At 63.4% G+C, this 16000-nt stretch carries 16 protein-coding genes and 1 tRNA gene; 9 read left to right on the top strand and 8 right to left on the bottom strand.

Annotated elements, in window-relative coordinates:
* The first annotated feature begins 6 nt into the window (after positions 1-6).
* The gene (locus ACSYDV_RS14410; protein ID WP_438324505.1) at positions 7-717 is read left to right on the top strand and encodes a class I SAM-dependent methyltransferase; all 711 of its coding nucleotides are present in this window, start codon (positions 7-9) and stop codon (positions 715-717) included.
* Complete coding sequence (locus tag ACSYDV_RS14405) at positions 678-830, top strand: hypothetical protein (protein ID WP_438324504.1); 153 nt, start codon at positions 678-680, stop codon at positions 828-830. The genes ACSYDV_RS14410 and ACSYDV_RS14405 overlap by 40 nt, the downstream gene beginning before the upstream one ends.
* 96 nt (positions 831-926) lie before the next feature.
* Here the strand turns inward: ACSYDV_RS14405 and ACSYDV_RS14400 are convergent, their stop codons facing one another.
* From ACSYDV_RS14400 to ACSYDV_RS14385, 4 genes are all read right to left on the bottom strand, one after another.
* Entirely contained in the window at positions 927-1583 is a 657-nt protein-coding gene (locus ACSYDV_RS14400; protein ID WP_438324503.1) for a transmembrane anchor protein, read from the bottom strand.
* Between the two features lie 15 nt (positions 1584-1598).
* On the bottom strand, positions 1599-2252 hold the full coding sequence (locus ACSYDV_RS14395) for a HupE/UreJ family protein (RefSeq protein ID WP_438324807.1): 654 nt from the start codon (positions 2250-2252) through the stop codon (positions 1599-1601).
* Between the two features lie 74 nt (positions 2253-2326).
* Complete coding sequence (locus tag ACSYDV_RS14390) at positions 2327-2704, bottom strand: hypothetical protein (protein WP_438324502.1); 378 nt, start codon at positions 2702-2704, stop codon at positions 2327-2329.
* 97 nt (positions 2705-2801) lie between these two features.
* Positions 2802-3074, bottom strand: a complete 273-nt coding sequence (locus tag ACSYDV_RS14385) for a metal-sensing transcriptional repressor (RefSeq protein WP_438324501.1) — start codon at positions 3072-3074, stop codon at positions 2802-2804.
* A gap of 142 nt (positions 3075-3216) precedes the next feature.
* Here ACSYDV_RS14385 and ACSYDV_RS14380 point away from each other — a divergent pair, with 142 nt between their 5' ends.
* Positions 3217-4557 (top strand): MFS transporter, encoded by a 1341-nt coding sequence (locus tag ACSYDV_RS14380; RefSeq protein WP_438324500.1) that lies wholly within the window; start codon positions 3217-3219, stop codon positions 4555-4557.
* 788 nt (positions 4558-5345) lie between these two features.
* On the opposite strand, the gene ACSYDV_RS14375 is transcribed toward ACSYDV_RS14380, so the two are convergent.
* A tRNA-Gly gene (locus ACSYDV_RS14375) sits at positions 5346-5420 on the bottom strand.
* 214 nt (positions 5421-5634) lie between these two features.
* Here ACSYDV_RS14375 and ACSYDV_RS14370 point away from each other — a divergent pair.
* Together ACSYDV_RS14370 and ACSYDV_RS14365 are read left to right on the top strand one after the other, a co-directional pair.
* Positions 5635-6546 (top strand): tetratricopeptide repeat protein, encoded by a 912-nt coding sequence (locus ACSYDV_RS14370; RefSeq protein ID WP_438324499.1) that lies wholly within the window; start codon positions 5635-5637, stop codon positions 6544-6546.
* On the top strand, positions 6546-7196 hold the full coding sequence (locus ACSYDV_RS14365) for an LON peptidase substrate-binding domain-containing protein (RefSeq protein WP_438324806.1): 651 nt from the start codon (positions 6546-6548) through the stop codon (positions 7194-7196). The genes ACSYDV_RS14370 and ACSYDV_RS14365 overlap by 1 nt, the downstream gene beginning before the upstream one ends.
* 15 nt (positions 7197-7211) lie before the next feature.
* Here ACSYDV_RS14365 and ACSYDV_RS14360 read toward each other — a convergent pair whose 3' ends face one another.
* A complete protein-coding gene (locus ACSYDV_RS14360) occupies positions 7212-8453 on the bottom strand; it encodes an FAD-dependent monooxygenase (protein ID WP_438324498.1) in 1242 nt (413 codons plus the stop codon).
* Positions 8454-8590: 137 nt separating this feature from the next.
* Between ACSYDV_RS14360 and ACSYDV_RS14355 the strand changes: the two genes are divergently transcribed.
* From ACSYDV_RS14355 to ribA, 4 genes are all read left to right on the top strand, one after another.
* The gene (locus tag ACSYDV_RS14355) at positions 8591-10909 is read left to right on the top strand and encodes an FtsK/SpoIIIE family DNA translocase (RefSeq protein WP_438324497.1); all 2319 of its coding nucleotides are present in this window, start codon (positions 8591-8593) and stop codon (positions 10907-10909) included.
* A gap of 108 nt (positions 10910-11017) precedes the next feature.
* Positions 11018-11668 carry a LolA family protein gene (locus ACSYDV_RS14350; RefSeq protein ID WP_438324496.1) on the top strand — a complete coding sequence of 217 codons (651 nt, stop codon included), beginning with the start codon at positions 11018-11020 and terminating at the stop codon, positions 11666-11668.
* Positions 11669-12063: 395 nt separating this feature from the next.
* A complete protein-coding gene (locus ACSYDV_RS14345) occupies positions 12064-12855 on the top strand; it encodes an exodeoxyribonuclease III (RefSeq protein WP_438324495.1) in 792 nt (263 codons plus the stop codon).
* Positions 12852-13907 carry a GTP cyclohydrolase II gene (gene ribA / locus ACSYDV_RS14340; protein ID WP_438324494.1) on the top strand — a complete coding sequence of 352 codons (1056 nt, stop codon included), beginning with the start codon at positions 12852-12854 and terminating at the stop codon, positions 13905-13907. The genes ACSYDV_RS14345 and ribA overlap by 4 nt, the downstream gene beginning before the upstream one ends.
* 147 nt (positions 13908-14054) lie before the next feature.
* On the opposite strand, the gene ACSYDV_RS14335 is transcribed toward ribA, so the two are convergent.
* Positions 14055-14861: a LytR/AlgR family response regulator transcription factor gene (locus tag ACSYDV_RS14335; protein WP_088472124.1), complete on the bottom strand. Its 807-nt coding sequence runs from the start codon at positions 14859-14861 to the stop codon at positions 14055-14057.
* The gene (locus ACSYDV_RS14330; protein ID WP_438324805.1) at positions 14858-15985 is read right to left on the bottom strand and encodes a sensor histidine kinase; all 1128 of its coding nucleotides are present in this window, start codon (positions 15983-15985) and stop codon (positions 14858-14860) included. Before ACSYDV_RS14330 ends, ACSYDV_RS14335 begins: the two co-directional genes overlap by 4 nt.
* Positions 15986-16000: the final 15 nt, after the last annotated feature.

Raw genomic sequence — 16000 nt, 5'->3', positions numbered from 1 at the left:
TCCGGTGTGGACCGCTCCCTCATAACGAACACCGAAGCCGACGCGCATTTTGGGGTACAGGCAAAGGCGCTCGGCCTCGATCCCGACAGCACATGGGTGGGCGGCTCTGTCCCCATGGCAGCGGAGGAAATCAGGCATATCCTCGCCGCCTATGCCGGGGAAACAGAAGGGCAGAGGCTTCTCGAGTTCGGCTGCAATTATGGCGCAAGCGCGATAGTCGCCGCGAAGATGGGAGCCACGGTTGCCGCGATCGACGTCGATGATGAGGCCATTGCGCTCGCACAGCTCAACGCCGAACGATATGGTGCAGACGCGGCCGTCGACTTTCGCCATTTACCCCATTCGCGGCACATTCCCTTTCCGGACGAAAGCTTCGACATCATCCTCGCCATCAGCGTCCTCGAATATGTGCGGCGCGAGGAGTTGGCGAATATTCTGCTGGAGCTGCGGCGGCTGCTGCGCCCGGGCGGTCTTCTTCTCGTGTCGGGAACGGCGAGCCGCCTTGCCCTGCGCGAGGTCCAAACGGGGCGCTGGTTCGTTAACTATTGGCCGCGCTGGGTCGATCGCAAACTGCCGGGACGCACGTCAGAGTTTCAGCGCGGCCTCAATCCGCTTCGCCTCATCCGCGCCTTTGCCGATTTCGAGAATCTCGATCTTGCCGACAAGGGTTCGCGCTGGTGCGCGGCGCGCGCGCGGCGATGGGGCAATCGCCTCTGAAGCTCGGCACCGCACGATGGCTCGCTCGTCTCGCGGCGGCGTTCGGGCTGTCGGTCGGGATGATGGGTTCGAGCTTCAGCGCGACCTGGCGAAAGCCGCGCGCGACCCGCTGACTGCCGCCCCGGAACGCGGTCCTGAGCATTGCGACAAAGAAAAGGGCCGGGACGCGCGATGCGTCCCGGCCCCCTGATGGGACGCTTTCGCGACCCTTACATCGCGCGCTTCATCTCGCTGTGCGCGCCCTGCGCCTTGACGATCACGGTCACAGGGGCATCGCCGCGGTTGCGCCAGAACCAGCCGTGATTCCCGTCGAACTCGGCGGTCATGACGCCTTCGTCGCGCGTCACATTGCGGTCTTTCTTGTAGCTGATCGACTTGCCGCCGCCGTCGCCATGAACGTCGACGTTCACAGGGCCGCCGACCGCGGTCCAGGAGAAGTTGGACTTGCCGCCCGCCTTCATGACCAGCTTCACTTCGGCGCCTTCGCCCGGGGCGAGCGTGATGCGAAGCTCGTCCTGCCGGCCGCCTGCCACGGCGGCGGGGGCCGCGGCGCCAGCTTCGGCCGGTGAATCCTGCGGCGCGGCCTCGGTTTCGCCGACCGACATGCCCGATGCCGCCGCCTCGATCTGGGCGCTCGTGTCCGCAGCGCGGTCTGCGGCGGCCTCCTCTGCAAGCTGCGTCTTGATTTCGCCCATTTCGGTCAGACCGAGCACGCGGCCGACGCCCGTCGGGTCGATCGCATATTCGGAGGGCATGACGACGGTGACGAGCAGCACGCCCGCGGTCGCCATGGCGATGACGGTCGAGGTGATGAGCTTGCCGGTGCTCGGCAGCTCGGACTTCGAGGGAATGTTCGAATTATACATGAGAAGAGCCCTTGATTAGGAGACCGCGTAGCCGGTCAGCTGATATCCGATGAGAAGGAAGCCCGCGGCCATCATGACCACGTTCGCGGTGTAGGCGTGCTTCCAGAAGCTGTCGGTCCGGCGCCAGAAGCCCATCATGATCAGGATCGCCCCGAGCGCCAGAAGCTGGCCGATTTCGACCCCGACGTTGAAGGCGAGCAGGTTCGGCAGCAAGCCGTCCGGCGAGATGTCATATTCGATGATCTTCGTGGCGAGGCCGAAGCCATGGCAGAAGCCGAATATGAGCGTCGCAACCTTGGTGTTCGGCTGGAAATCGAACCAGCGCTGATAGGCGCCGAGATTGTCGAGCGCCTTGTAGACGATCGAGAAGCCGATGATGGCATCGATGATATAGCTGTTGATCCCGAAGTCGAAGAAGACCCCAAGCAGCATCGTCGTCGAATGGCCGATCGCGAAGAGGCTGACGTACAGCGCGATATGCTTCATCCGGTAGAGGAAGAAGATGATGCCGAAGAGGAAGAGGATATGGTCGTAACCGGTGACCATATGCTTCGCGCCGAGATACATGAAGGCGAGGATGTTCACGCCGCTGATCTCCTGGATATATCCCTTGTCACCTTCGGCGACGGCATGGGCCATGGCCTCGCCCGTCGCGAAGACGAAGGACATGGCGGCGAGAACGAAAAACAGCAGCAATCGCCAGCGCGCATTATCCATGCGCCCTGGCCCTGTAAGAGCCTTGATCATAAAATTATCCTGAAATGCGTAGATGGATGCCGCGACGAGCGGCGCCGGTATCGCAGTCTGGCGAGGTCGGGTGGGCGGTCGAGCCTTGACCCCCTGCGACCGTCGAGCGCCGCAGGCGCAAAGCCGGTCCAGGTCGCTGTCACAACCGACGGGTCGATCCGCAGAGCCGCCGTTGCCAGCGGCGGATCATGATTATGATCGGCCGGGTTATGCCCGTGCATGTGACCTGCACCGCGCTCATTCTCGTCGCCGGTGTCATGGGAATGTCCATGATCGGCAACCTCGGCAGCGAGCTCGGCGTGCCGCTCGGCCTCGGCCGCGAGCATCGCGACCGGGCTGTGGCTGAGCGTCGTGTTGGCGACGGACAGCAGCATCGCCGCCGCCGTCAGGCAGAGCATTATCAGCGGCAATAGGCTTGGGCGCGAGCGGCGGAGCATGAGCGGGTCAGAGAATATCCGTGATGGACCGGAGCTAGAGATATTTCGAAATGGCGCGAAACTCGGCCATCGCCTTGCCGCCCACATCCGCTTCGCCGCCGATGCAATGACCGATATGATCCTCGATCAGGGTGCGCTTGGCATTGGCAACCGCTTTCTCGACGGCCGACAGTTGCATCGCGATATCGGTGCAGGGACGGCCTTCCTCGATCATGCCGACGATGCTCTTCAGATGCCCCGTCGCGCGGTTGAGGCGCTTGATGATGGCGGGATGGGTTGTGTGTTGGTGGGAGTGATGATCGGCCATGGTCAATTCTCTTAGGTCACGACGCCCCTCAGGCGCGTGGCCTCAATATCTCTCAAACCACTGCGGTACAGTTGACGGCATCGCGGTAGCTTTTCTATAGGGCCTATATCCCCCCGGGGGGATATAGTTCAAGTCCGGAAAAATGCTCACAGTCCTCGCCAACCGCACTTATCGGCATCTTCTGCTTGCCCAGGTGATCGCATTGATCGGGACGGGGTTGGCAACAATTGCGCTCGGGCTTCTTGCCTATGATATCGCTGGCGGCGACGCGGGGGCCGTCCTCGGGACAGCGCTCGCGATAAAGATGGCAGCCTATATCGGCATCGCGCCAATCGCCGGTGCCTTTGCCGACCGCCTGCCACGCCGTGGCCTGCTTGTCACGCTCGACCTAGTTCGCGCCGCGGTCGCGATCTGTCTGCCATTCGTCAGCGAAATCTGGCAGATTTATCTTCTGATCTTCGTACTCCAGTCGGCGTCCGCTGCCTTCACGCCCACTTTCCAGGCGACGATTCCTGACGTGCTCCCCGACGAGCACGACTATACCCGTGCGCTGTCGCTTTCGCGGCTCGCCTACGACATGGAAAATATATCCAGCCCTCTTCTCGCGGCCGCGCTCCTCACCATGATCAACTTCCACTGGCTCTTCTCCGGGACTGCCGTCGGCTTCATCGCTTCAGCGGTTCTGGTGCTTTCGGTAACCCTGCCGCGCCCCGAGCGTTCGGCAACCCGCGAAAGGAGCATCTATGCCAAAACGACCCGCGGCATCCGCATTTACCTGAAGACACCCCGGCTCCGTGGGCTGCTCGCTATCACCCTCGCCGCCGCTGCCGCCAGTTCGATGGTCATCGTCAACACCGTAGTGATCGTCCGAGATCGGCTCGGCATGACGCAGCAGGACGTCGCGCTCACGCTCGCTGCCTATGGCTTCGGATCGATGGCCGCCGCCTTCATCCTGCCGCCCATCCTCGATCGGATCTCTGACCGTCGCGTCATGCTCCTCTCGGCGTCGATCCTCGCTGCGGTGCTCGCCGCGCTCGCTTGGATCAGCGGCATCGTCCCGGTGAACACGACCTATTGGTACATCCTCCTCGGCGGTTGGGCGGTGCTGGGCATCGGCTATTCGATGAGCATCACGCCGTCAGGAAGGCTGCTAAAGCGGTCGGCCAATGCCGAAGATCGTCCGGCGCTGTTCGCTGCACAGTTCGCACTCAGTCACATCTGCTGGCTCATCACCTACCCTCTTGTCGGGCAGCTTGGTGCGGGCGTATCGATGACCGCTGCCTTTGCCGCGATGGCGGCGATCGCCCTCTTTGGGACAATACTCGGCAGCCTGTTCTGGCCTGCCAGCGACCCCGAATCGGTTGCGCACGATCACCCCGGCCTGCCGCCCGATCATGACCATCTTCGCCGCCATCATCCCGAGGGTGCTAGCCACCCCTATGTGATCGACGATCTGCACGAGCGATGGGAGAGCAAATCATGACAAGACTTCCTCACCCGGCGGAGGCGGTGCCGCGGCGCAAAATGACGAAGTGACGCTGCTCCGACGCGCCGAAGGTCAGCGATCGATAGCGGATTGATTCGGAATTGAAGCGCTTACGACAGCTGTCTGGTGCGTCACCTCCGCGAGCGTTGCGGTCATGCGGTTGATCTGAGGTTCTGCTTCAAGACCATTGGGACCGTAGCGAGTGACGAGATTCTCACGCGACACACTTAACATACGAGACGGCATGGGTCCGCTTTCACACGACAAGCTATCACGGCGGCATCCGCCCTCAACACAAGATGATGCTCCGTACGGCGCACCTCAACGGCGCTACTCCCGCAATGAAGAAGAAACGCCGTCAGATAGAACTCGATTGCCTGACCGCTGTAAGTTGGAAAGGTGCCCAACTCATGGGGTACCCTAGCTGGCCCCTCGCAGGACAATGATACTGATCGGACAATAGCCGCAGTGCAATGGGCCCAGCCTATTCGCCCGGATAGGTTTTGACGTCGCTCGTCATCTCGCGCCCACACCCAACATTGGTTTGGGTGGGAAGAATCGGAGTGAGAGCAGGTAAGGGTGCGGTTTGCGGTGCTCTTGCTCAATTCGAAGCAAGCGAGGCTGCCCGATAAGCCACGAGACGGCCGCCAATCATGCGCCAGAGGGTCCCCGCAGCGCGCTCTGACCATATTACGTCCTGCTTACGCCGCGCAAAATTACCGCAAAATTAAGACGACATATTACGCCGCCGCAGCGGTTAAGATGTCGAAAATGTTAGGAAATATTGGAGCGGGCGAAGGGATTCGAACCCTCGACCCCAACCTTGGCAAGGTTGTGCTCTACCCCTGAGCTACGCCCGCTCTGGCGGCTGAAACCGGGCGGTTCCAGCGGGTGAGGCGGGCCATTAGCATCGGGTTTTTGACTCGGCAACCCCCCTCGGTCATTTCGATGCAATTTAAGTCGAAGGGTTGGCATATTGAACGCAAATCCCACATAGACGGGACGAGAGTTTTTTCCGGCTGACGCCGAAACGGCACCGTCCGGGCGCAGACAATGAGCAAGGAGCATTACCCTGTGGCCACTTTGGGTCTGAACCCCGCCGAGAAGGAAGCCGTCGAAGCTTTCCGCCGCGACGTCGTCGATCCGTCGATGACCGGCCTCGTCATCCTCGATTTCTGGGCCGAATGGTGCGGGCCGTGCAAGCAGCTGGGCCCGGTGCTGGAAAAGGTCGCCGAAGATTATGCCGACAAGGGCGTCAAGCTGGTCAAGGTCGACGTCGATGCGAATCGCTTTATCGCCGGCCAGTTTCAGGTCCAGTCGATCCCGACCGTCTATGCGATCTTTCAGGGCCAGCCGGTCGCCAATCTGACCAACGCGCGCACCGAAAGCCAGCTGAAGACCATCCTCGACCAGCTGCTCGCCCAATTGCCGATCGAAAGCGAAGCAACCGCCCGCGCGGTCGAGATCGCGCCGCTCATTGAAATGGGCGAAAATATACTCGCCGAAGGCGACGGGCCGCGCGCCGCGAGCGTCTTTGCCCAGATCCTCGACATCGCGCCCGACAATGCGTCTGCACATGGCGGCCTGATTCGCGCGATGCTGCTCGCGGGCGACATCGAAAGCGCGCAGGCCGCGCTGGATGCCGTTCCGACCGAGATCGCTCAGGATCCCGCAATTGCACAGGCGAAGAGCGCACTCGCGCTCGCTGCCGATGCCCCCGATGCAGGCGAGCTGGCCGGTTTCGAAGCCGCAGTCGCCGCCAACCCCGACGATCATCAGGCGCGGTTCGATCTTGCGAGCGCGCAGATCGGTGCGGGCCAGCGCGATGCCGCCGCCGACAATCTGCTCCATATCGTCGCCACCGACCGCGAATGGCAGGAGGATGCCGCGCGCGCCAAATTGCTGTCGCTGTTCGAGGCGGTCGGGCTGGAAGATCCATGGGTCGCGGCGCAGCGCCGCCGCCTGTCGCTGATCCTGTTCGGCTGATGCCCGAAGCCGCGCCTTTGACCATCCAGCGGATCGCGATTTTTCCGCTGCCCGGCGCGGTGCTGTTTCCCGGCCTTCACCTGCCGCTGCATATTTTCGAGCCGCGTTATTCGGCGATGGTGCAGGAGGTGCTGGCACGCGACCGGCAGATCGGGATGATCCAGCCGCGCCAGATTCCCGGCGAGGAGAATCGCGAGCCGCCCGCGCTCTATGACATTGGCTGCGTCGGGCGCATCATCGATGTCGAGGCGCTCGACGAAGGGCGCTTCAACCTTGTGCTGGAAGGCGTGGCGCGTTTCCGCGTCCGCCGGGAACTCGATGTCACGACACCGTTCCGGCAGGTGGAGGCCGAGATCGAGATCGAAGCCGAGGAGGCGGCCGTGCTGTCGAGTATCGAGCGCGCAAGCCTAGAACGTGAAGCGAAACGCTTTGCCGCGCGTCAGGGCTATGTCGTCGACTGGGAATCGGTCGGTCAGCTCGATGATGCGACTTTGGTGAACGGCATCGCGCAGGTCGCGCCTTTCGACGCCGCAGCCAAGCAGGCGCTGCTGGAGGCGACGCCGATCGACGCCCGCGCCGAACTGGTTGTCCAGATGATGCAGTTTTTCGGACGCTTCGACAGCGACGACGGACGCGTCACGCTGCAGTAGATTTTCAAATCGGCGCTAAATTTCAGCCCCGGCCAGCAAGCGTGGCAGGTCGCCTGCTTCGCCGCGCGCTTCGTCCATGAAGAAACGCTTGAGCATGGGAAGCCGCTGGACCGCGCCCAGCCCCGCACGGCGGACCGCCGACGCAGTACGTCCCGGAATGCCGAACAGACGCGTCAGGCCGTCGGTCGCAAGGCTGACCATCATATTGTCGAGCCCGCGCCAACGCTGATAACGCGCGAGCAGCGCCGCATCGCCGAGATCGAGCCCCAGCCTCGCGCCCTCGACGAGCACTTCGGCGAGCGCCGCAACATCGCGAAGGCCAAGGTTCAGCCCCTGCCCCGCAATCGGATGGATGCCGTGCGCGGCATCGCCGACCAGCACGATCCGGTCCGCGACGATCGACGCGCTGTGGTGGAAGCCGAGCGGATAGGTCATGCGCGGCGCGACGAGTTCCATCGCGCCGAGCGTGCCGCCCGCGCGCTTTTGAAGTTCGGCAATGAAGCCGCGGTCGCCCAGCTTGGCGAAACCCGGCCCGTCCTTTTCATCGACCGTCCAGACGAACGCCGAGCGATGCCGGCCCTGCGGATCGTCAACGAGCGGCAGCAGCGCGAAGGGGCCTGAGGCGAAGAAAATCTCATGCGCGACGTTGGCGTGCGGCTTTTCATGCGCCACCGCCCCGATCATCGCATGATGATGGTAGGACCAGCTGGCAATGCTGAACCCCGCCGCGTCGCGGGTCGGCGAGCGGCGCCCTTCGGCGACGATCAGCAGCGGCGCCGCAAGCTTTGTGCCGTCGGCGAGAGTCAAAGTGACGCCATGGGCGTCGACATCGCGCGCGGTGACAGCTGCGGGCATATGCAGGCGCGCCAGCGGCGCATCGGCGAGACCGGCGGCGAGCGCGAGGCGAAGCTGGCGATTCTCGATCATCGTGCCCAGCGGCGCGTCGTCTTCAGCGGTGACGAAATCCAGTTCGCCGCCGCGCCCTTGCCCCGGAACGCCATCGCCGACCTTGATCGCGCGGATCGGGCAGCCATGGCCAGCGAGGCGATCGGCGACCCCCAGCACTTCGAACATCTGCCAGGTCGCGCTGGCGATCGCCGAAGCGCGACCGTCGAAGCCGGGTGCGATCGTCGTGACCGGATCGGCGGGATCGACGATCTGTGACGACAGGCCGTGGTGGGCGAGAGCAAGGGCGAGCGCCTGGCCGACGAGGCCGCCGCCCGAGATCAGGACATCGCTGCGCAGCGTTTCATTCATGCCGCTGCCCTAGCTTGCCGCGCGGCGCTTGGAAAGCGGTCAGGCGCACATCCGCCACCTCTCGATGGCCCGCGCTTGACGCCGACTCCGCCCCATGTGCATACCGCCGTGGTACATCGACAGGGACCGTTCAGAGCATGGCAAGCCGCAAGGCCATTACCGCAAAGGCCGATTGGCGCAGTGTCTTCCGCCAGAGCATCGCGCGATCGCTGGTGATCGCTGCGGCGGTGGCGCTCGGCGCTTTCACCTTGTTCCTCGCGATCGCGCTTTTGACCTATGACGGCACCGATGCCGCAATCCATACCGCCGCCGGAGGCAATCCCGCGAACTGGATGGGCACCGCGGGGGCATGGTTCGCCGATCTGCTGCTGTTCGTCGGCGGCGGTGCGATCGTCCTTCTGCTGCCCTTGCTCGGCCTCCTCGCCTGGCGGCTGTGGACCGCGGCGCCGCAGCCCTATTGGAAGCGCCAGCTGACCCTTGTCTTCATCGCGATCCTGCTCGTTGGGTTGGGCGCGCAGCTTTGGGCACCCGACAGCAATGCGCCGCTGCCCGCGGGATGGGGCGGGATCATTGCGCTGATCGTCGGCACCGCGATTACCCCCTGGTTCGAACTTGCCGGCGACCCTGCCGCAGCGCTGGTCCGTTTCGGGGCGATCCTCCTGCTCTTCGGCGTCGGTCTGTGGCTCGGCTATCGCGCCCTCCGGCTCGAAAAGGGCTGGGCCTCGCGCTTTACGCTGCCTGCGGCCGAGGGAGGCCGCATCGTCGAGCCCGCGAGACCCGTCGAACCCGAAGCGAGCGCCAAGGCCCCGACCTTGGTCGAGCGCGTGGTCACACCGCGCCCGCGCGCCGAACCGACCGACCGCGCGCCGCCCGAGATCGCCGACCCCGCCGAGCGCACCGCGCCGTCGAAACCCAAGGCGAAGCCGCAGACCGAGTTGTTCACCAATTATCAGCTGCCATCGATCGACCTGCTCGCGCCGCCACCGCCGGGCCCGACCGGACAGATCGACAAGGCGGGGCTCGAACGCAACGCGCGGCTGCTCGAATCGGTGCTCGAGGATTTTCAGGTCAAGGGCGTCGTCACGGCGGTCCGCCCCGGCCCCGTCGTCACCATGTACGAGCTCGAGCCGGCCCCCGGTACCAAGGCGAGCCGCGTGTCGAACCTTGCCGACGATATTGCGCGCAACATGTCGGCGCTGTCCGCGCGTATCGCGCCGATCCCGGGCCGGACGGTGATCGGCATCGAATTGCCCAACGCAAATCGCGAGTCGGTGGTGTTGCACGAGATTATCGGCAGCGCCCTGTTCCAGGACCAGACCGGCGCGCTGCCGATCATCCTCGGCAAGAATATCAGCGGCGACCCGATGATCGCCGACCTCGCGCCGATGCCTCACCTGCTCATCGCCGGCACGACGGGTTCGGGTAAGTCGGTCGGTTTGAACGCGATGATCCTGTCGCTTCTCTATCGGCTGGGCCCCGATCAGGTGAAGATGATCATGATCGATCCCAAGATGCTGGAACTCAGCGTCTATGACGATATTCCGCATCTGCTCGCCCCTGTCGTCACCGAACCCAAAAAGGCGATCCGCGCCCTCAAATGGGCAGTCGAGCAGATGGAAGATCGCTACCGGATGATGTCGTCGCTGTCGGTGCGCAACCTTGCCAGCTATAACGACAAGGTCCGCGGCGCGCTTGCTAAGGGCAAGTCGCTCGGCCGCCGAGTCCAGACCGGCTATGATCCCGATACCGGCCAGCCGGTGTATGAGGAAGAGACGCTCGATTATGCGCCGCTGCCGCAGATTGTGGTGGTGGTCGACGAACTCGCCGATTTGATGATGACCGCGGGCAAGGAAGTCGAATTCCTGATCCAGCGGCTGGCGCAAAAGGCACGTGCGGCGGGCATCCACCTGATCCTTGCGACCCAGCGCCCCTCGGTCGACGTCATCACCGGCGTGATCAAGGCGAACCTGCCGACGCGCATCAGCTTCAACGTCACGTCGAAGATCGACAGCCGCACCATTTTGGGCGAGGCCGGTGCCGAGCAGCTGCTCGGCAAGGGTGACATGCTCTATGTGCCCGGCGGCAAGCAGATCACCCGTATCCACGGTCCGTTTGTGTCGGACGACGAGGTCCGCGCGGTCGCCGATCACTGGAAGGGTCAGGGACGGCCCGACTATATCGAGAGCGTCACCGAGGACCCCGAGGACGGCGGCTTCGCGATGGAAGGCGCCCCGGCGGGCGGCGACAGCGCCGAGGACCGCATGTATGCCAAGGCCTGTCAGATCGTCGTCGAAAGCCAGAAGGCCTCGACCAGCTGGCTGCAACGACAGCTTCGCATCGGTTACAACAGCGCGGCGCGACTGATCGAGCGGATGGAAGAGGAAGGGCTGGTCAGCACGCCCAACCATGTCGGCCGCCGCGACGTTCTGACCGACCAATATGGCCAGCAACGCTGAGGAACCTTTAGCGGTCCCGCGACTTGAACAGCATCTAACGAAGGGTTCAGCGCGGGTTCAAAGCCCGACTGCGATAGACCGGTCACCTATTCCAGAGATGAGAGTGCGATGATCTTCAAGACGAACATGACGAGCCTTGCCGCCTGGACGCTTGCGCCGATCGCGGTTGCGGGCCTTGCAATTGGCGCACCCGCGATCGCACAGTCGTCGAACACGCTTGCCGCGGTGCAGTCACACCTCAAATCGACCAGTTCGATGACCGCCGACTTCGTCCAGACCGACCGCAACGGCCAGCGCCTTTCGGGCAAGCTGACCCTCAAGCGGCCGGGCAAAATCCGCTTTCAATATGAAAAGGGCGTGCCGCTGTTGATCGTCGGCGACGGCAGTTCGCTGACGATGATCGATTATGAGGTCAAGCAGGTGCAGCGCTGGCCGGTGAAGAATTCCCCGCTCGGCGCGCTGCTCGATCCCGACCGCGACCTGACGAAATATGCCAAGGTCCTGCCGACCGGCAGGAACGAGGTGCTGAGCATCGAGGTCAAGGATCCCAAGCGTCCCGAATATGGCACGATCACGATGGTGTTCGTCCGCGACGGTTCGGCGCCCGCAGGCTTGCGCCTGCGCGGCTGGGTTGCGCTCGATTCGCAAAACAACCGGACGCGAATCGACCTCACCAATCAGAAATTCAACGTGCCGGTCGCCGATTCGGCCTTCCGCTGGACCGACCCCCGCCCGAACAAACGCGGCCGGGTGGGCTGAGGAAAGGCACGCAACCAATACGGATTCATACGGCGTCGCATCCGTCCCACGGATTCGGCGCCGCTTTTCCGTTCAACCGACGTCCGACATCGACGAACTGCAAAAATGACGCCGGGGCGTCAAATTTCGTTCAGCTTGGCGACAGGGAAGCAGCGGTATTTCTGTATTCGAAGACGCCAACACGGCAGCCGGATTTGGGTTTCCCCCTGTTGCCCCACCCGGTCGCCTGGTGTCTTCTTTCAAGAGCGTGACGAACGCTGACCTTGAACCCCCGTTCCACCGCCCCTGGAACGGGGGTTTATGATTCGCGGCGTTGCTTTCCGTCGCTGACGCGGCAGGCGGCACCAGCCCGCAATCGCATTGCGCCACGCCTCGGGCACCGATAGAGCCGCTGCATGACTCGCACCAGCATCGCTTCGTGGAACATCAACAGCGTCCGCGCCCGCATCGGCATCGTCGAAAAATTCCTCCGCGAAGAAGCTCCCGACGTCCTGTGCCTTCAGGAAACCAAGGTCGAGTGCGGCCTGTTCCCGAAGGATATGTTCCAGAAGCTCGGTTACGAGCATATCGTCACCAACGGCCAGCGCATGCACCATGGCGTCGCGATCGTCAGCAAGGTGCCGCTGACGGACGTGCGCAAATATGACTGGCAGGCGAATGGCGAGGCGCGCCATATCGGGGTGACATTGCCGTCGGGCGTGCGGCTCGACAATGTCTATATTCCCGCCGGCGGCGATATTCCCGATCGCGAACTCAACCCCAAATTCGGACAGAAGCTCGATTTCTTTGGCCGCATGATCGAATGGTCGGGCGCGCTGACCGAAGCAACCGTGCTGACCGGCGATTTCAACGTCGCCCCGCTGGAATGCGATGTGTGGAGTCACAAGGCGCTGCTCGACGTCGTCAGCCACACGCCCGTAGAGGTCGAAACGCTGGCCAGGCTGCAGGCGGCGTCAAAGTGGGTCGATCTTGGCCGCCATTTCGTCGCCCCGCCGACGCCGCTCTATACCTGGTGGAGCTATCGCGCGAAGGATTGGGAGGCGTCGAACCGCGGCCGCCGGCTCGACCATATGTGGGCGACCCCCGATTTGCTCGATCGCGCGAGCACGCACCGCATCGTCCAGCCAGCGCGCAGTTGGGAACGCCCCTCGGATCATATCCCGCTGGTGACGGAGTTCGCCTTTTGACGAATTCCGGCGCCCGCCAGGCAGCCCGCGCCATCGACGCGCTGCGCCGCGGCTGGCCGTTTCGTGTGGCCAGCGCGGTCGGTGCCATCGACCTGCTGGCGATCGAAAGCGCGCGCGACGAGGCACTGGTCGAATTCGCCAGCCGCGAAGTGCTGCTCTCCGGCGAACGCGCTGTCACACTCAAGCTGACCAATCAGCGCGCCGCCGCGGCACCGGGTCCGGTCCGGTTGGCTGACGCCGCCGATACGGTCGCGGCGGCGCTTGCGATCGCCGATCCGGCGCTTGACCTTGCCAATCCGCTGAAAGGCCCGTTTCGCACCGTTGCCACCGGCAGCGAAGCCGCTGCCACCGCCGCGATGACGATGGCGCGCCACGCTGGCCTGCTCCCCGCCTTTTTCGTGCGCGAGGCGCGCGGCGACGCCGAAACCATGTGCACCGTCGACGATGTAGCGGAGCTGCTAAATCCGGCGCGGCTCGAGGTTGCGGCGCGCGCGCGCCTGCCCGTCGAAGCCAGCGAGAGCGCCGAAATCATCGCTTTCCGCTCGCCCGAAGAGGCGTCGGACCATGTCGCGCTGGTGATCGGCAAGCGCGACGGAAATCCCCCCGTCGTGCGGCTTCACAGCGAGTGTCTGACCGGCGACGTACTCGGCAGCCTCAAATGCGACTGCGGGCCGCAGCTCCACGCCGCGCTTCACGCGATGGCCGACGCGCCGTGGGGGGTGCTGCTGTACCTGAGGCAGGAAGGACGCGGCATCGGGCTGGTCAACAAGCTGCGCGCGTATGCGCTGCAGGATCAGGGCTATGACACGGTCGATGCCAATCTGCGGCTGGGCTTTCCGGTCGAGGCGCGCGATTTCGCGATTGCCGGACGGATGCTGGAGTTGCTGAACATCCCGCGCATCCGGCTGATGACCAACAATCCCGAAAAGGTCGCGCGTCTGGAGAAGGAAGGCGTCGAGGTCGTCGAGCGGCTACCGCTCGCGCTGCCGACGAACAAATATAACGAACAGTATCTCGCCACAAAGCGGGATCGGACCGGCCACCAGCTCTGACCAAATCCTTCCCCTCGATGGGGGAGGTAGCGAGACTTGGCGATGCAATCGCCTAGTCGCAGCGGTGGGGGTGAGGTGGCAGGCATGAGCCAGCCTGCGACCTCACCCCCACCCAACCCTCCCCCATCAAGGGGGAGGGCTATTCGTTTAGTGCACGAACCGTGCGACCACGTCGCGGTAGCTGCGGCTGACCTTCACCTGTGCGCCGGACCCCAGCACGAGAAAACATTCGCCGTTAGTGTGCGGCTTGACCTGCTTCACTTGGCTCAGGTTGACGATCGTCGAGCGATGGACGCGCTGGAAGTTGCGCGGGTCGAGCCGCTTTTCCAGATCCTTCATCGTTTCCCGCAGGATCAGGCTGTTGTCGGCGGTATAGATGCACATATAATCGCCAGCGGCGTCGATCCGTTCGATGCTGTCGACATCGACGCGGAAAATCTGGCCGCGATCCTTGATGTTGATCATCTTTTCATAGCGATCGGCGGCGTGCGCGTCGGGTTGAACCTCTGCATCATAATCGTCGGCGGCTTCGGGGGCGACTTCGGCGAGCACCGTCTTCAACCGTTCAACCTCGGCCGCGCCGCGCTTTTCGGCGAGCCGCTGGCGGACGCGGTCGAGCGCGTCGGCAAGCCGTTCGGGCTCGACCGGCTTGACCAGATAATCGACCGCCTGCGCCTCGAACGCACGGATCGCATGGTCCGAATAGGCGGTGACAAAGACGACAAGCGGCGGCTCGACCTCCATCAGCCCCTGAATCACCGAAAAGCCGTCGAACCCCGGCATCTGGATGTCGAGGAAAACAAGGTCGGGTTTGTGGGTCTTGATCTTTCTGATGGCCTCCCGGCCATTCAGGGCGGTGTCGACGATCTCGACATCGCTATGCGCTTCGAGCCGCAGTTGCAGGCCCTGGGTCGCCAATTTTTCGTCATCCACCAGGATGGTTCTAATTGTCATGTGGCTTCGGTTCCAATTCTTGCTTGCCCGCCCTCTGGTTGAAACGGAAATTCGACAATCACTGTGAATCCGCCCTCAACGCCCGAATGCGTTTCGAACCTCTGCTGGTCGCCAAAAGCCTGCGCCAGCCGGTCCCTGATATTGGCTAAACCCACACCGGTCGATTCCGTTGCAAGGCCCGTGGTGGGGTCGGCGCGGTCGGCTGGCAATCCCGACCCGGTGTCGGACACGGTGATCCGGACATTTTGACCGGCAAGCTGTGCGGAGATGGTGATATCGGCGCCATCCTCCTGCGGCGTCACCGCATATTTGATGGCATTTTCAATGAGCGGCTGAAGCAGGAGAGAAGGCAGACGCGCGCGCGCCACCGCCGGATCGATGATGAAATGGGGACGCAAACGATCCTCGAAACGCATTTTTTCGATATCGAGATAAAGCTTCAGCGTTTCGATTTCCTGCGCCAGCGTCACCTGCGCGGTCGGTTCGTTGGCGAGCGTGTAGCGGAGGAAGGCCGAAAGGCGCGACAGCATCGCATTGGCAGGCTCGGTCTGCTTCAGCAGCACCAGCGTCGAAATGCTGTTGAGCGTGTTGAAGAGGAAATGGGGGTTGAGCTGGTAGCGCAGCATAGCGAGTTGCGCCGACGCAGCCTGCGCCTCCAGCCGGAGGACGCGGTCATTCTGTTCCTCAAGCTGGAGGAAATAATTGATCGCGAAATAGAGCGCCGACCAGGCGCCGAGCGAGGTCGCGTCGATATAGATGGCGCCGAGAAGCAGGCTGGTAAACCCCGCTTCGCTTGCCGGATTCTGAATCTGCGCGACCCAGGCGTCGATGAACGCCCACAGCGCGGTCGCAAGGCCCGCAAGACCCAGGCTGACACTCCACATCAGGATCGGGCGGCGGTTGATCAGCGCGCGGTAGCAGACCGACAGGATCAGCGTCAGCGAGAAGCCGGTGATCGCCGAAATCACCTGCGGGATCAGAAAGGTGAAGGACTGGCCATTGGCGAGCCCCGACACCCCGCGCAAGCCGAGCCAGGCGAGCCAGCCCAATATCTGCAGGTTCCAGAAGGCGCGTATCTTGTCGCCGAAAAACGGCCCGGGCGAAGATAATCCGAATAGCGGCATGGAGGCGCGATGGGT

The organism is Sphingopyxis selenitireducens (assembly GCF_051550705.1).
In the GTDB taxonomy this organism is placed as follows: domain Bacteria; phylum Pseudomonadota; class Alphaproteobacteria; order Sphingomonadales; family Sphingomonadaceae; genus Sphingopyxis.
This window is presented reverse-complemented; position numbering and strand designations above follow the sequence as displayed.

Excerpts from the sequence above, each read along its gene's own strand:
- ACSYDV_RS14400 (WP_438324503.1), bottom strand. The coding sequence starts at position 1,583 with ATGTATAATTCGAACATTCCCTCGAAGTCCGAGCTGCCGAGCACCGGC.
- ACSYDV_RS14395 (WP_438324807.1), bottom strand. The coding sequence starts at position 2,252 with ATGTCCTTCGTCTTCGCGACGGGCGAGGCCATGGCCCATGCCGTCGCC.
- ACSYDV_RS14390 (WP_438324502.1), bottom strand. The coding sequence starts at position 2,704 with ATGCTGCTGTCCGTCGCCAACACGACGCTCAGCCACAGCCCGGTCGCG.
- ACSYDV_RS14385 (WP_438324501.1), bottom strand. The coding sequence starts at position 3,074 with ATGGCCGATCATCACTCCCACCAACACACAACCCATCCCGCCATCATC.
- ACSYDV_RS14380 (WP_438324500.1), top strand. The coding sequence starts at position 3,217 with ATGCTCACAGTCCTCGCCAACCGCACTTATCGGCATCTTCTGCTTGCC.
- ACSYDV_RS14365 (WP_438324806.1), top strand. The coding sequence starts at position 6,546 with ATGCCCGAAGCCGCGCCTTTGACCATCCAGCGGATCGCGATTTTTCCG.
- ACSYDV_RS14360 (WP_438324498.1), bottom strand. The coding sequence starts at position 8,453 with ATGAATGAAACGCTGCGCAGCGATGTCCTGATCTCGGGCGGCGGCCTC.
- ACSYDV_RS14355 (WP_438324497.1), top strand. The coding sequence starts at position 8,591 with ATGGCAAGCCGCAAGGCCATTACCGCAAAGGCCGATTGGCGCAGTGTC.
- ACSYDV_RS14350 (WP_438324496.1), top strand. The coding sequence starts at position 11,018 with ATGATCTTCAAGACGAACATGACGAGCCTTGCCGCCTGGACGCTTGCG.
- ACSYDV_RS14345 (WP_438324495.1), top strand. The coding sequence starts at position 12,064 with ATGACTCGCACCAGCATCGCTTCGTGGAACATCAACAGCGTCCGCGCC.
- ACSYDV_RS14335 (WP_088472124.1), bottom strand. The coding sequence starts at position 14,861 with ATGACAATTAGAACCATCCTGGTGGATGACGAAAAATTGGCGACCCAG.
- ACSYDV_RS14330 (WP_438324805.1), bottom strand. The coding sequence starts at position 15,985 with ATGCCGCTATTCGGATTATCTTCGCCCGGGCCGTTTTTCGGCGACAAG.